Source organism: Sporolactobacillus vineae DSM 21990 = SL153 (genome assembly GCF_000377985.1).
GTDB classification, from domain to species: domain Bacteria; phylum Bacillota; class Bacilli; order Bacillales; family Sporolactobacillaceae; genus Sporolactobacillus; species Sporolactobacillus vineae.
The window spans coordinates 20,246-34,384 of sequence record NZ_KB899043.1 but is presented as its reverse complement, the minus strand read 5'-3'; the positions used below and the strand labels follow the sequence as shown (position 1 = coordinate 34,384).

Sequence of the window (14,139 nt, the reverse complement as noted above, 5' to 3'; positions counted from 1 at the left end):
AAGCCTGTGGAATTATCTTTTTTAATACTCTTTTAAAAATAAAAAATATACAGGGGCATGCAGGATTTTTATACCTGTTGCGAGAAAGAATATAGTGAACAGAAAAATCACGATATTTGTCGATGCCGATGCTTGCCCTGTTAATGAAGAGATCAGGACGATCGCTGCAGAATTTCGGGCAGATACGGTGTACGTTGCTTCGTATGCGGCTTTTCACCGTGACGACCGATCAAAATGGGTGTTTGTCGACCAGCGAAAGGAGGAAGCCGATCTATATATTGTTAACCATGTCCGTTCTGGTGATGTTTGTGTCACGCAGGATCTGGGACTCGCCGGACTGCTGACGGTTCGCGGCGTATACGTCCTGTCGGTCAGAGGCACGTTAATCAGCGAAACGCGTATAGGTGCTCTTCTGCAGCGCAGATATCTGGCCTACAAACGGCTCCGTTCCGGAAAGAGAGTCCGCGGCCCGGCAGCCTTCACCAGGGAGCATCACCGGAATTTTTCCAGCGCACTGACAAAACTGTTATGCCATCTTGTGAAACAGGATATAAATTAAGTATCATGTTGGTGGTGCATGCTGATTGCAACTGCAGCAGAAGAAAATCGAAGAAATCAGGAAATCACTGGATATCATTGAAGTGATCGGGGAATATGTCCAGCTGAAAAAGCAGGGAAGAAGCTATACCGGACTATGTCCCTTCCACAGTGAACACACGCCGTCTTTTTCCGTGTCGCCGGATAAACAGCTCTATCATTGCTTCGGCTGTGGCGCCGGAGGAAATATTTTTACATTTATTATGGAAATCGAAGGCATGTCTTTCCCGGAAGCCGTTCAATTTCTTGCCGATAAAGCGGGTATTGATATCGGCACACCGCTGGCCGCTGCTAAGAACGGCTCTGGCCGGGAGGAGAACCGAAAGCAGCTGATGGGCGGCATGGAACTGCTGACTAAATTTTATCATTATTTATTGAGTTCCGCAAAATTCGGGAAACCGGGAATGGCCTATCTTCAGGAACGGCATTTCGACACTGAGATGATTAAACAGTTCAGAATAGGGTATGCAGTAAATAGCTGGAACGCAGCGACCCGCCTGCTGCAGAAACGTCATTTAGATCTGGAGCAGATGGAGAAGGCCGGTATGGTGGCGAAACGCGGTTTTGACCATCAGTACTTCGATCGCTTTCGAAACCGGATCATCTTTCCAATATTTAATATGAGAGGACAGACGGTCGCTTTCGGAGGCAGAACGGTTGATGGTCAGAAACCAAAGTATCTGAACTCGCCGGAATCGACTATTTTCCATAAGGGAAGTATCCTTTACGGCTACCATCTGGCCCGGCAGTCAATCAGAAAATTGAATCAGGTTGTGCTGCTTGAAGGCTACGTTGATGTCATCCGTGCCCATCAGTCGGGACTGACCAACAGCGTTGCGTCGATGGGCACATCTCTGACCGATAAGCAAGCGTCGGCGCTGCTCCGGATGGCCGACACGGTGATCATCTGTTACGATTCCGATGATGCGGGCATTGAAGCCAGCTTCCGTGCGGCATCAATGCTGCAGGGTAACGGAAAAATTGTTAAAATCGCAAAAATGCCGGAAGGAATGGACCCCGATGACTACATTCGCCAATATGGCGGCGAACAGTTTAGACGTGATGTAATAGGGGAAAGCCAGACATTGATGGCGTTCAAGATGGATTACCTCCGTCGGAAAAGAAATCTGAGTGATGAAGGAGATCGGCTGCTTTATATCGAAGACGTACTAAGGGAAATTGCCGCCTTGCCCAGAGCAGTCGAACGCGATCATTACCTCAGATTGCTTTCCGAAGAATTTTCAATTTCACTCGATGCGCTGAAGCGGCAGGAACTTCAGATGTATAAAGCCATGCGGCGTCGTGATCAGGTGAAGAAGCAGTCGCTGCCGCCGATTGACGCAACCCGTGACCGACTGGCTCCTGCATATGAGAAGGCTGAGCGAACACTGCTCGCACGAATGATGAGAAGCAGGGAGATCACGGACCGGGTCCGGGAAACGGTCGGCGGGGCTTTTACAGATGGTGTCTACCAGGCACTTGCCGCCGGTCTGTATGGTTTCTATGAGGAGGGCAATCCTCCTGACGAGGGCCTGTTTATTCAGCAAATCGAGGATCCCGGTCTGCAAAAGAAAGCAGCGGAATTATCCTTGATACCCATGAGCAGACAGCCGGGTGAAAAAGAAATTGAGGACTGTATCAATCAAATCCTGGGGCATGCGGATGCTGCGGTACTATCGGATCTTGAGGCCGCCAGAAAAAAGGCCGAACAGCAGGGCGATGTGACAAAAGCCGCTCAGCTGTTGTCCGAGACCATAAATAGAAAGAAGCAGCTGAATGCGCAGAGCTACAGGCAACAATAGTAACTGGAAGGAGGGGGTCAAATGGCTGGCAAAGCGAGCAAGACGGAGCCGGAACTGACCGTAGAACAGGAGAAGGAACGCCTGCTTGAATTAGGAAAGAAGCGCGGGTCTCTGACCTATCAGGAAATTTCAAGCCGTCTTGCGCCATTTGATCAGGATTCGGATCAGATGGATGAGTTTTATGAGTCACTTGCCGATCAAGGCATCGATGTCTCAGACGAATCTGATGATTCGGATACTTCGAGGAAACATGATAAAGAAGAAGAATTTAATCTGAACGATCTGAGCGTTCCGCCGGGTGTAAAAATCAATGATCCGGTCAGAATGTATCTGAAGGAAATCGGGCGGGTCGATCTTCTGTCTGCAGATGAGGAAATTGCACTTGCAAAACGCATCAAAGCGGGCGATGAAGAAGCAAAAAGAAGACTGGCAGAGGCGAACCTGCGCCTTGTCGTCAGCATTGCCAAGCGATACGTCGGGCGCGGTATGCTGTTTCTTGACCTGATTCAGGAAGGCAATATGGGTCTGATCAAAGCTGTCGAGAAGTTTGACTATACAAAGGGCTTCAAATTCAGTACTTATGCGACATGGTGGATCAGACAGGCGATTACACGTGCGATTGCCGACCAGGCCAGAACGATCCGTATTCCGGTTCATATGGTGGAGACGATTAACAAATTGATCCGTGTCCAGCGCCAGGAATTGCAGGATCTGGGCAGAGAACCGACGCCGGAAGAAATCGGCAAGAAAATGGATCTTTCACCGGAAAAGGTTCGCGAAATCCTGAAAATTGCTCAGGAGCCGGTCTCCCTGGAAACACCGATCGGTGAAGAGGACGATTCTCATCTCGGTGATTTCATCGAAGATCAGGATGCCAAGGCGCCTTCGGATGCGGCAGCGTATGAGCTGCTGAAAGAGCAGCTTGAAGACGTACTCGATACGTTAACCGACCGGGAAGAGAACGTTCTTCGTCTGCGCTTCGGCCTCGATGACGGCCGGACCCGGACGCTTGAAGAAGTCGGCAAGGTGTTCGGCGTCACACGGGAGCGTATCCGGCAAATTGAAGCTAAGGCACTCCGGAAGCTCCGTCATCCGAGCCGCAGCAAACAGCTCAAAGATTTTCTGGATTAACCAACGACTGTACAGCATGCCCGCTCCTGAACCGGAGCGGGTTTCTTTTTATCCGGGTGCGGGACCGGGGCATCGGATAAACCGCTTACAACAACTATTTTATCGTATTTGGGAGGTCAGAGCAAACCTCTCGTTCCGGCAATGCGCTCAGGCGGAAATGAACTCCGGCTGTTCGTCAGGATCATTGATGAAACAAAAAAGAAAAACGGACAAGGATTGTGAACATGAAGAGAATACATTTATCCCCGAGGCTGATGGCCGTGCTGCAATTCATCCCTGTCGGCGCGAGGATTGCCGATATCGGTGCCGATCACGCGCATCTTTGCTGCCGGGCGCTGCAGGAACATATTGCCCGGGAAGCGATTGCCGGTGAAGTGCGGAGAGGCCCTTTTCAGCAGTCCATCAACAATGTCACTGAACTTGGAATGGCCGGCAAGGTGTCTGTCCGGCTCGGTGACGGTCTTGATGTCATCCGGCGGGGAGAAGTAAACTGCATCGTGATCGCCGGCATGGGCGGTGAACTGATCACCGAGATTCTTGAACGCGGATCTGCGAAACTGAGTGCGGACACCACACTGGTCCTTCAGCCGAACATCCGGGAGCCGCTGGTCAGAGACTGGCTGAATCTTCATGGCTGGCAGATTGTTGCGGAAACGGTTGCCGAGGAGTCCCCTCATTTTTATGAGGTGATCTGTGCCCGGTTCAGCGGGAACAGCCTGCCGCCGTTAAGTGCAGCCGACCGATTAATGGGGCCGATACTGATTCACAACAGGCCCGGTGCATTTCAGAGAAAATGGGCGGACAGGCAGAAAAAACTGCAGGAAGTCCTGAATGCACTGGAACACACCGTGCCGACAGAAGAAATTTTATTAAAAAAGACTGAATGCATCAATACACTGCATCTGATTCACACCGTACTCGGCGCGGGTAAACCGTAAGCTGCAGGTAAAATACTAAAAAAAGAGAAGGCAGAAAAATGGCAAACTGGATGAACGGACGTACACTGATTGACCGGTTTGAGGAATGGGTTCCGAAAAAACTGGCATTTGACGGAGACAGAATCGGTTTATTGATCGGGACACTCGACAAAAAAGTGAAGAGGGTCATGGTGACGCTCGACGTCCTTGAGAATGTAGCCGATGAAGCTGAGGAGAAACAGGTGGATCTGATCGTCGCCCATCATCCTGTTATTTTTCATCCGCTGAAAAAAGTCCTGTCGGATCAGGGTCAGGGGAAAATCATCACCAAATGTGTCAAAAATAATATAGCCGTCTACGCCGCACATACAAATCTTGATATCGCGGATGGCGGTGTGAATGATCTTCTGGCCGGAAGTCTGAAGCTTGGCCCGACTGAGATTCTGAAGCCGACATATATGGAGCCTCTGTATAAACTGGTGGTCTATGTGCCTGAGGATCATCTTGCAGCGGTTCGCCGGGCCATCGGTCAGGCAGGTGCCGGTGCGATCGGACGTTACAGCCATTGCACCTTTACAGCGATGGGGACAGGGACGTTCCTCCCCGGAGAAGACACACATCCTTTTATCGGCACGCCGGGGACGCTTGAAAAGGTTAAAGAGGGTCGTCTGGAAACGATTGTTCCGGAACATCTGCTGGACCGCGTCCTGCGGGAAATGCTGGCTGCTCATCCCTACGAAGAAGCGGCCTATGACGTTTTCCCGATGAAGAATGAGGGAAAGCAGTACGGGCTTGGCCGGATTGGAAAATTGTCCCGGCCGATCCGGTTCGGAGACTTTTGTGAACGCGTTAAGGAACTGCTTCATCTGGAAGGGCTCCGTGCGGTCGGCGATCTGGATGAACCCGTTCAGACGATCGCTGTTTCCGGAGGCGATGGAAACAGTCTCATTCCATATGCCGGGGAGCGCGGTGCGGATGTACTGATCAGTGGAGATATTTATTATCACACGGCTCACGATGCACTTCTGAGCGGACTTAAAGTCATTGACGCCGGCCATTACATCGAATCGGTGATGAAGCAGGGCGTGCAGCATTATCTTCAGAATGTAGTTGATCAAGCGGCCAGTGATACAGAAGTCATTGTATCGGAATCCGTGACCAATCCGTTCCATTTCATCTAACTCTGCTAAAAATAGTGCTGGCCTTTGTCACTCAGCCAAAAAAAGAAGCGGCTTCCAAATACGGAGCTGCTTCAAAAATAAATTTTGACTATTTCAGTTTCACTTTTGGAAGGATATTATTCGTACGGGTTGCCTGACTGACGGTGGACCAGGTATCCGGGTTCTCAGGATCATACTGGTCAAGGAAGAGAATGACTTCTTTGGTTAGCTGAGTCGGTGTCGATGCTCCGGCAGTAACAGCAACTTTATGTACCCCTTCAAGCCAGTCCAGCTTTAATTCAGAAAGGTCTGCGATCCGGTGCGACGGTGTGTGTGCAATCTCTTTCGAAACCTGCGCCAGTCTGTTGGAATTATTGCTGCGCGGATCACCGACAACCAAAAGAAGATCTGCATCCTGTGCCTGAGAAGCGACGGCTTCCTGACGGGTCTGGGTCGCCTGACAGATCTCGCTGTGCGACTCAGCCTGCGGGAACCGTTTTTTAATGTAATCCATCAGATCGGCGACATCCCATTGACTCATCGTCGTCTGATTGGTAATGATGATTTTATCGGCCGACAGGCTCAGCTGATCGACATCGTCGGTCGTCTCCACCAGATGAACACGTTCCGGAGCGACACCGACAGCGCCTTCCGGTTCCGGATGGCCTTTTTTACCGATATAGACAATCTGATAGCCGTCGGCAGCTTTCTCCTGAATCAGCTTGTGTGTCCGGGTGACATCAGGACAGGTGGCGTCGATCACGTGCAGCCCCTTTTCCTCTGCAAGTTCACGAACTTTCGGTGAGACTCCGTGTGCGGTGAAAATCACCGTGCCGTGATCGATTTCATGCAGCAGGCTTATTCTGCTTCTTCCGCGGCTGTCGAGTGTGATGATTCCTTCTTTTGTCAGGGCATCCGTCACGTGCTGATTATGCACAATCATGCCGAGTATATAAACCGGTCTTGGCAGGTTCTTGTCCCTTGCTGCTTTACGTGCAATGACAAGAGCACCGACAACCCCGTAACAATAGCCTCTTGGCGACACTTTAACTACCTGCAAGTCAGAGTCACTCCTTTTCCGCATCTTTTTATCCGGCGCGCCGCGCCGTCTGTGATGCGGGAACCCATTCAATTATAAAGAACCGAAAGCAGGAAAACAATCATTCTGCCGGCTGCAGCCGGATGGCAGGATCAAATATATAATTTTGGCCGCGAGGGTCTGGAGATCCATTCATCGCTGTTCCTCAGATTGTTACTTTTCACCTTGTTGTGGCGCTTTGCGCCGGTATGGTCAGGTTTTCGGGGTGCGTCCTTTTTTTCTTCTTTCTTTGGCACCTTATTTCCATCCGCGTTTACCGTTTTCTGCGCCTCTGCGGCTTCTTCCGGCTCATTCTCCTCCTGTGCCGGAGGAGTTCCCGCGTCCGAACTGCTGCCCGTGTCAGGCATGCTCTTCAGCACGCTGAGGATCGCCGGTGCGTTCCGGATCAGCGGACCGAATTGCTGAATCATCGGCAGAACGGTCTGTGCCGTCTGGATCGCCTTCTGCACATTTGTCAGCATGCCGAACAGGTTCGCGCCCCCGGTCCCGCCGCGGCCGCCGGGTGACAGAAACATGCCGATCAGGTCGCTGAACGCGCCGGATGACGCTGGAGTTGCAGGCGGTGCGGGTTCCGGACCTCTTACAGGAAACAGCGGAGGAAAATCATGCTGACGCGCCGGCGGAAAAGGTGAAAAAAAATCCGGCTCACGGGGCATGAATTCAAAGGGATTCCGCTGAGCTGATGGTGGCATGACAGGGCCTCCTTTCCGATCGGGGCTGCTTCTTCAGTGTATGAATCGAACCGGCATCGAGTGAATCCTGTTGTAATCTCTGCCTGTCTCGGATATGCTTTAAAAATAAGCAAAGAAAGTGGTGAGTCACGTGTTGAAGATCGGATCTCATGTTTCTATGTCGGGAACCAAAATGCTGCTTGGGGCTGCGGAACAGGCAGCTTCATTCGGTGAAAATGTGATGATGATTTACACCGGAGCGCCCCAAAACACGGTCCGCAAACCAGTGGAAAAACTGAATATAGAAGCCGGACGGGCGTACATGAAAACCCATCATATTGAAGAGGTGGTAGTGCACGCACCGTATATTATAAACATTGCGAATACGCTGCGACCGGAGATTTTTGCACTGGGTGTTGCGTTCCTGAGGAAGGAAATCGACCGGGCGCAGGCAATTGGTGCACGGCAGATCGTTCTGCATCCCGGATCGCACGTCGGCGCCGGACCGGATGCGGGGATCCGGAAGATCATTGAAGGGCTGAATGAAGTACTCGAGTCCGGAGACACCGCTCAGATCGCTCTGGAGACCATGGCCGGAAAGGGCAGCGAATGCGGCTGCCGGTTTGAACAGCTGGCGGAAATTATTGACGGGGTACGGCTGAACGACCGGCTGTCGGTCTGCTTTGATACGTGCCATACTCATGATGCCGGTTATGATATTGAGGGGGATTTCGACGGCGTGCTTCATGAATTCGACCGGGTGGTCGGCCTCGACCGGATTCGCGTCGTTCATGTCAACGACAGCAAGAACCCGCGCGGTTCCCGCAAAGACCGGCATGCCAATATCGGATTTGGTACGATCGGGTTCAAGGCGCTTGACTACGTCGTTCATCACCCGAAGCTCGAATCCGTGCCGAAAATCCTTGAAACCCCTTATGTAGGTGAAGATAAAAAGCATCGGCTGCCGCCTTACAAATTTGAGATCGATATGCTGAAAAACAGGCATTTCAATGAACACTTGATCGAGGACATTCTGGCACAATGACCGGGCATACGCAAAAAAAGGCGGAAATTTCCTTCCGTCTCCATTCCGGCAGGCTATTGATATTTCGCCAGCATTTCTTTGAATTTCTGATCCAGCGCACTTGCTGCATCCTGCCCAAGTTCATCAATCAGGATGGCTCGCAGTTTTGTCTGGCCGTCCGGATGAAAAAGATCGATATTCTTTCCGCGGACACGGTTTGCAATTCTTTCTGATTGAGTCCGTGAAACGGGGATATTGAATCGCATCGCCTGTTCGAACAGTTCCTTCCCGGTCACTTGATTCATTTTCTGATTAATCATTGCCTGAATCACTGGATGCACCTGATCACTCCATTTTGTTGCGGCTGCTGACTGGTTACATCACAGTGTATGATTCGAAAACCTGAAAATGACCGAACGGATTTTTGCTGCAGTTGTTCCTGTTCTGACTTTGGCAAAAAATGTCGGATCAAGTCAGAATATATTCAAGGGCTTTTTCTATAACTATGGTTACTTTTCAAGTATAATTGTTGTATCAATCAGGAAATGTTTGTCATTGACAAAAGATAAAAAAAGAATGGGGAGAAGCTGACAACTGTCATTGAAAAATGTGCAAGATGAGAGGTGACGTGTCATCATTTACCATGAGTCTTTTTTGTCTGTTACTGAAAGAAATCTCTTCGAAAATCAGTTATCTATGGAGATCAGATTCAGTCTGACTTCTGAAGGAAAAATTCTGAGTTGTAATAAGAACGGGCAAATCCTTGCCGATCGATTTGGCAACTCATTTCTGGATTTCTTTGACGAGCAGTTTATGCAGGAAGCCATGGATTACCTCAAATCCGTAACAGAGAGCAGTGAAGTCATCCCGGCGCTGCTTCATGACCGGCTGAGCGGCAACGGTGTCGGGACACTATACAATGGTTTCTGTAAAAACGGCACCCTCTTTCTCGCCGGATTTCAGACCCAATTAATGACACGCCTTGCCTCGGAACTTGTCCATGAATTGCGAAACCCTCTGACTGTTATCAAAGGATTCTTCCAGCTGTCATCACTGACCCAGGACTTTTATAAATACCAGGGTGTTATCATGTCGGAAATCGACCGTATGCATCTGCTGCTCGAAAGCTTCCTGAAGTCGTGCAAGAATGAGCTTAAAACGAAGCCTGTACTGCCGGACAAGCTGAGTTCACAATTAATCGCCTTGATGGCATCTGAATGCACGATGCGCAGAGTACCGTTTGATTATGATGTCGCCTTTTCTGAAAACGCATGCAATGTTGATATTTCAATGATTAAGCAAGTGATTCTGAATCTGACGCGCAACGCACTGGATGCTGTTGAGGCGCTGTCCGGGCGAACGGGGCAGCTCTTTTTCAGGGGGACGATTGAACCGGACGGGTATCGGTTTGCCGTTGAGGATAATGGCATCGGTATCGAAAATCATGTGCTGAAGAAAATGGGACAACCCTTTTTTACGACAAAATCAAGTGGAAACGGTATCGGTCTGTCGCTCAGTAAAAAGATTGTCGCAGAGCATGGCGGAAGTTTCTGCATGAGTTCTGTACCGGGACACGGAACAACAATAAGCTTTCTGTTGCCGTTTGCATCGTAGTACCCGCACGTTTTCCATAAATTTCATCATTTAATTGGTGCCAAATGAGTCACACTAATCGTGATCCTTAATAAGAAGGCGAGGGGTCACAGTGGCTGGAAGGGATCGTTTTGATGAAGACTCATTATATGATAAGCAGCATGCTTTCAATAATGAGGAATATGCGAAAGAACTGGCGGCCGATCAGTATGACCCGGAAATCGGGGGGCACGACCGTCCGTTGCGGACAGATGACGGCCGGTTTTATGAAGGCGGCAGAGGAGCAGGCTGGTTGTCGCTGGTTCTTGCCGTATGTGCCTTATTCTTTATGCCGATCGTGCTGGGTATCGCCGGGATTATCATCGGTTATATTGCCATTCGCAAGGGTGCCCGAACGCTCGGTGGATGGGCCGTCGGCATCGGAGCAGCGGCTGTTCTGATTCAGCTGTTCTCGCCGTTGTTTCGCTGATCGAAAAGAAGAGACGCTTTGCCAACAGGCAAAGCGTCTCTTCTTCGCAGGAGACAAAATGACACATCGGCGCTGTTTTGTATGCTAAAATAGTAAGGGTAAATGTGACAAAACAGTGAAAAGGATGACTGATATGGATACACTTAAGGCGATAAAAACAAGGCGTTCTGTCCGAAAAGTTAAGGAAGTTGTCCCACCGGATGAAATGATCAGAGCACTGATTGATGCCGGGCGGCGGGGACCGAACCATTTTAATACTGAACCATGGCATTACTATGTATTAAAAGGAACCGGGCGGGAGAGACTCGGAAAAGTGTACGGTGAACTCGCCGTGAAAAAACTGGAGAATCCGGACCAGGCCCAAAAAGATGCGGCAATGGCCAAAGGGGTCGCCAAAGCCAACCGGTCACCGGTGGTCATTGTGATCACGATAGAACCCCGGGATCAGGATCAGCCGAAAGTTAAAAGAGTTGAAGAAGTGGCGGCGACGGCCTGTGCCGTTGAGAATATGCTGCTCGCTGCGCATTCTCTTGGACTCGGCGCAATCTGGCGCACCGGTGACGCTGCTTATACCGATGAGATGAAGAAAGCGTTCGGTGTATCGGAAAACGGTCTTGTTCTGGGATACGTCTACGTTGGCTTTCCTGAAGACGGGTATAAACCAAACCCGCGTGAGCGCAAATCAGTGGATGAGGTTTCCGACTGGATTACTGAGTGATCAGAAAGAAATGTTAAAGGGGGAAGAGCTTCAGGCTCTTCCCCCTTTAACACTGTTTTAGCCACTCAAATATTGACGCCGTCCTGTTCCGCTTTCTTCCTGGCGAAATAGGCATCGGCAAGTTTGTCGATTTCCAGTTTCAGCTCGTCAACCATCCGGTCTTCCGGGACTTTACGAATAATCTTGCCGTGCCGGAACAGCAGCCCTTCGCCGCGCCCTCCGGCAATGCCGATATCTGCTTCCCGGGCTTCACCAGGACCGTTTACAGCACAGCCAAGCACCGATACCTTGATCGGTGCATTGACATGGTCGATATATGCTTCCACCTGGTTGGCAATCTTGATCAGATCGATCTGAATGCGTCCGCAGGTCGGGCAGGAGACCAGCGTTGCGGCATTGGTCAGGCCAAAGACCTTCAGCAGTTCCCGGCAGACGCGGACTTCTTCAACAGGATCGGCGGACAATGAAACCCGAATGGTATTGCCGATCCCTTCATGCAGAAGAATACCAAGCCCCGCAGCACTTTTAATACTTCCGGAAAATTTGGTTCCGGATTCGGTGATGCCGAGATGCAGCGGATAGTCAAATGCGCGCGCCGCTTTTTCATAAGCTTCCACGGCAAGATTGATGTTCGATGCCTTCAATGAGACGACGATGTCATGAAAGTCGAGATCTTCAAGAATTTTGATGTGGTGCAAGGCACTTTCGACCATACCGTCGGCGGTCGGGTAGCCGTACTTATCAAGAATATGTTTCTCAAGAGAGCCGGCATTCACACCGATCCGGATCGGGATGTGTTTTGCCTTGGCCGCCCGGACAACCGCTTCGACGTTCTCCCGTTTCCCGATATTACCGGGATTGATCCTTATTTTATCCGCACCGCCTTCGATCGCTTTCAGTGCGAGCTTATAGTTGAAGTGAATGTCAACCACGAGCGGGATATGAATCTGTCTCTTGATGTCCGGTATAGCCAGCGCATCTTCCATCGTCGGGCAGGCCACGCGGACAAGCTGGCACCCTGCGTCTTCAAGCCGGTGAATCTGCGCAACAGTCGCCTCCACATCATGGGTTTTCGTCGTTGTCATACTCTGTATAATGACCTCATTGGCTCCGCCAATGGTCAGGTTTCCCACTCTGACTTTTCTGGTTTTTGTACGTGGCGTAATTTCAGACACGAACTGATCGCTCCTTTAATCATGAAAGGATAAATTACAGGGTTAGACCCTTGCATTTAACAGTATATCATGATTCGCCGGTGAACACCGGGATCGGGAGGTATCGGGACTTATTTTTATGTGGATTCAGCGGTCTATTCCGGGCTGCTCACGGATTCGATGGGTAAACGGGAAATGCATAGGTTTCACCGATCTTCAGATGATTGGGGTTCACAGAGGGATTCAGGGTTGAAAAATCACGGATCACCTGACTGATGTCGGGCTGCCGGCTGCTTGCCCGTTCTGTGATCGAGAGCAGGGTGTCGCCGGGGGATACAGTGACCCGCAGGTAGGGCACGGCAGCTGTTTCCTGTGCCGCAGGCTGACTGTTTGCTGCTTCAGTTGTACCTGCTGCAGGCAGCGAACCGGACGTCAGATCCTGGTAGCTTGTCCAGCAGGCAATCAGAAAGAGAATGGTAAAAATACGTTTCTTCACGTGATTCATCTCCCAGTGCCATATATATGTCCGGTTGGTCTGATTTATTCCTGTTCGTGAAATTTTTAGTTGACTGCAGATCTTTTCCATACGTCCTGCGTATGTTTTAATAAGAGGTGTGACCGGGCCGGCAGCGTCGGCATGTGTTTTCCAAAACCGGCAGAAAGCAGGTGGCATCATTGACCTTTTTACAGTATCCGGCAGGTGGCTTTATCGTCATTCTTCTCGCATCATGTTTTTTATTTGCCGAACTTTTTGTGAAGGCAAAAGGGATTCTTGCCGTGATGGGCAGCGGCTTGTTTATCCTTTACTTTTCTTATTACTTAACCGATCAGGCATCGCCGTGGATTGTGCTGCTGCTGGTCGGCGGTCTGGTTCTGATCATCATCGACGGGAAGCTTTTTACAACAGGCGTGATCGGGGCACTTGGCTTTATTCTGATGATTTTTGCCTGTGCGCTGCCGGCACCTTCCCTGCTGTACGGCATGCTTGTCGGTATCGCGTTCATTATCGGGTCGTGCGGCTCCTTTCTGTTCCGGAAGTGGCTGCCTGCCAGAGACTATCTGGATAAGCTGATGCTCCATGACCGTCTGTCTGCGGATAAGGGGTATAATTCGATAAATGTGAGTTACCGGGAGCTGGTCGGCAGGGAAGGAGTCACGCAGACGCCGTTTCATCCGGTCGGGACGATCCGGATTAACAGCAAGAATTACAGTGCTGTAACAGACGGCGTGTTCATTGAAAAAGGGGTAAGAGCAAAAGTCCTGTCGGTTGACGGGACGCGGATTGTCGTTGAAACGATTTCTTCAGATGACAATAATGGACACGATCATTCACTGTAATTTTAAAATAAGAAAAAAAGTGTTGTGATCGGTTCCTGAATATGGTATATTATGTCTTGTCGTCAACGGAGCAATACGCACCCTGAAAAATATTGACAGGCTCTGCTCCTTGTGATAAATTAATTCTTGTTCTGAATTTATTCCACAGTAGCTCAGCGGCAGAGCAATCGGCTGTTAACCGATCGGTCGTAGGTTCGAACCCTACCTGTGGAGCCATGGCGGTGTAGCTCAGCTGGCTAGAGCGTACGGTTCATACCCGTGAGGTCGAGGGTTCGATCCCCCCCGCCGCTATTTTTTTATGCTGATGACTGATGAGTATAAAAAGAAGGAATCATTCCGGCGCTGACCGGCGAGTTGCGTTGATCGCATCGCCGGCGAGCGGCGTCTGATGGCGGTTATGGTGAAGTGGTTAACACACCGGATTGTGGTTCCGGCATGCGTGGGTTCGATCCCCACTAACCGCCCG

Annotated in this window: 15 protein-coding genes and 3 tRNA genes; 13 read left to right on the top strand and 5 right to left on the bottom strand. The window is 50.4% G+C overall.

Annotated elements, in window-relative coordinates; translation table 11 throughout:
* Positions 1-94 precede the first annotated feature (94 nt).
* The 5 genes from D889_RS0102320 (at position 95) to D889_RS0102295 (ending at position 5,628) form a co-directional block, all read left to right on the top strand.
* Positions 95-559, top strand: coding sequence for a YaiI/YqxD family protein (locus D889_RS0102320; protein WP_010632208.1), 465 nt, complete (start codon positions 95-97; stop codon positions 557-559).
* 25 nt (positions 560-584) lie between these two features.
* The gene (gene dnaG / locus D889_RS0102315) at positions 585-2,399 is read left to right on the top strand and encodes a DNA primase (protein WP_010632207.1); all 1,815 of its coding nucleotides are present in this window, start codon (positions 585-587) and stop codon (positions 2,397-2,399) included.
* Between the two features lie 21 nt (positions 2,400-2,420).
* Positions 2,421-3,530, top strand: coding sequence for an RNA polymerase sigma factor RpoD (gene rpoD / locus D889_RS0102310; RefSeq protein ID WP_010632206.1), 1,110 nt, complete (start codon positions 2,421-2,423; stop codon positions 3,528-3,530).
* A gap of 224 nt (positions 3,531-3,754) precedes the next feature.
* The gene (locus D889_RS0102300; RefSeq protein ID WP_018962112.1) at positions 3,755-4,468 is read left to right on the top strand and encodes a tRNA (adenine(22)-N(1))-methyltransferase; all 714 of its coding nucleotides are present in this window, start codon (positions 3,755-3,757) and stop codon (positions 4,466-4,468) included.
* Between the two features lie 38 nt (positions 4,469-4,506).
* Positions 4,507-5,628, top strand: a complete 1,122-nt coding sequence (locus tag D889_RS0102295; protein WP_010632204.1) for a Nif3-like dinuclear metal center hexameric protein — start codon at positions 4,507-4,509, stop codon at positions 5,626-5,628.
* 88 nt (positions 5,629-5,716) lie between these two features.
* On the opposite strand, the gene D889_RS0102290 is transcribed toward D889_RS0102295, so the two are convergent.
* Positions 5,717-6,667 carry a 4-hydroxy-3-methylbut-2-enyl diphosphate reductase gene (locus D889_RS0102290; RefSeq protein WP_010632203.1) on the bottom strand — a complete coding sequence of 317 codons (951 nt, stop codon included), beginning with the start codon at positions 6,665-6,667 and terminating at the stop codon, positions 5,717-5,719.
* A gap of 131 nt (positions 6,668-6,798) precedes the next feature.
* Positions 6,799-7,398 carry a VrrA/YqfQ family protein gene (gene vrrA / locus D889_RS0102285; RefSeq protein ID WP_010632202.1) on the bottom strand — a complete coding sequence of 200 codons (600 nt, stop codon included), beginning with the start codon at positions 7,396-7,398 and terminating at the stop codon, positions 6,799-6,801.
* A gap of 130 nt (positions 7,399-7,528) precedes the next feature.
* On the opposite strand from vrrA, the gene D889_RS0102280 reads away from it, so the two are divergent.
* Positions 7,529-8,422 carry a deoxyribonuclease IV gene (locus tag D889_RS0102280; protein ID WP_010632201.1) on the top strand — a complete coding sequence of 298 codons (894 nt, stop codon included), beginning with the start codon at positions 7,529-7,531 and terminating at the stop codon, positions 8,420-8,422.
* 53 nt (positions 8,423-8,475) lie between these two features.
* Here the strand turns inward: D889_RS0102280 and D889_RS0102275 are convergent, their stop codons facing one another.
* A complete protein-coding gene (locus D889_RS0102275; RefSeq protein ID WP_010632200.1) occupies positions 8,476-8,742 on the bottom strand; it encodes a DUF2624 family protein in 267 nt (88 codons plus the stop codon).
* A 355-nt stretch (positions 8,743-9,097) separates the two neighbouring features.
* Between D889_RS0102275 and D889_RS0102270 the strand changes: the two genes are divergently transcribed.
* From D889_RS0102270 to D889_RS0102260, 3 genes are all read left to right on the top strand, one after another.
* Positions 9,098-10,015 (top strand): sensor histidine kinase, encoded by a 918-nt coding sequence (locus D889_RS0102270; protein WP_010632199.1) that lies wholly within the window; start codon positions 9,098-9,100, stop codon positions 10,013-10,015.
* A 91-nt stretch (positions 10,016-10,106) separates the two neighbouring features.
* A complete protein-coding gene (locus D889_RS0102265) occupies positions 10,107-10,463 on the top strand; it encodes a hypothetical protein (RefSeq protein WP_010632198.1) in 357 nt (118 codons plus the stop codon).
* A gap of 133 nt (positions 10,464-10,596) precedes the next feature.
* Complete coding sequence (locus tag D889_RS0102260; RefSeq protein WP_010632197.1) at positions 10,597-11,181, top strand: nitroreductase family protein; 585 nt, start codon at positions 10,597-10,599, stop codon at positions 11,179-11,181.
* Between the two features lie 65 nt (positions 11,182-11,246).
* Here D889_RS0102260 and ispG read toward each other — a convergent pair whose 3' ends face one another.
* Together ispG and D889_RS15805 are read right to left on the bottom strand one after the other, a co-directional pair.
* The gene (ispG, locus tag D889_RS0102255) at positions 11,247-12,356 is read right to left on the bottom strand and encodes a flavodoxin-dependent (E)-4-hydroxy-3-methylbut-2-enyl-diphosphate synthase (RefSeq protein WP_010632196.1); all 1,110 of its coding nucleotides are present in this window, start codon (positions 12,354-12,356) and stop codon (positions 11,247-11,249) included.
* Positions 12,357-12,504: 148 nt separating this feature from the next.
* Complete coding sequence (locus tag D889_RS15805) at positions 12,505-12,831, bottom strand: type IV pilus assembly protein FimV (protein ID WP_026039100.1); 327 nt, start codon at positions 12,829-12,831, stop codon at positions 12,505-12,507.
* A gap of 179 nt (positions 12,832-13,010) precedes the next feature.
* Here D889_RS15805 and D889_RS0102245 point away from each other — a divergent pair, with 179 nt between their 5' ends.
* From D889_RS0102245 to D889_RS0102230, 4 genes are all read left to right on the top strand, one after another.
* Complete coding sequence (locus tag D889_RS0102245; protein ID WP_010632194.1) at positions 13,011-13,673, top strand: NfeD family protein; 663 nt, start codon at positions 13,011-13,013, stop codon at positions 13,671-13,673.
* 141 nt (positions 13,674-13,814) lie between these two features.
* A tRNA-Asn gene (locus D889_RS0102240) sits at positions 13,815-13,889 on the top strand.
* Between the two features lies 1 nt (position 13,890).
* A tRNA-Met gene (locus tag D889_RS0102235) sits at positions 13,891-13,964 on the top strand.
* Positions 13,965-14,064: 100 nt separating this feature from the next.
* Positions 14,065-14,137 (top strand) — tRNA-His (locus D889_RS0102230).
* The last annotated feature ends 2 nt before the right edge of the window (positions 14,138-14,139 follow it).

What these genes read in the sequence shown, in the direction of transcription:
- D889_RS0102295 (WP_010632204.1), top strand. Translation starts at nt 4,507, where the DNA reads ATGGCAAACTGGATGAACGGACGTACACTGATTGACCGGTTTGAGGAA.
- rpoD (WP_010632206.1), top strand. Translation starts at nt 2,421, where the DNA reads ATGGCTGGCAAAGCGAGCAAGACGGAGCCGGAACTGACCGTAGAACAG.
- D889_RS0102270 (WP_010632199.1), top strand. Translation starts at nt 9,098, where the DNA reads ATGGAGATCAGATTCAGTCTGACTTCTGAAGGAAAAATTCTGAGTTGT.
- D889_RS0102260 (WP_010632197.1), top strand. Translation starts at nt 10,597, where the DNA reads ATGGATACACTTAAGGCGATAAAAACAAGGCGTTCTGTCCGAAAAGTT.
- vrrA (WP_010632202.1), bottom strand. Translation starts at nt 7,398, where the DNA reads ATGCCACCATCAGCTCAGCGGAATCCCTTTGAATTCATGCCCCGTGAG.
- D889_RS0102300 (WP_018962112.1), top strand. Translation starts at nt 3,755, where the DNA reads ATGAAGAGAATACATTTATCCCCGAGGCTGATGGCCGTGCTGCAATTC.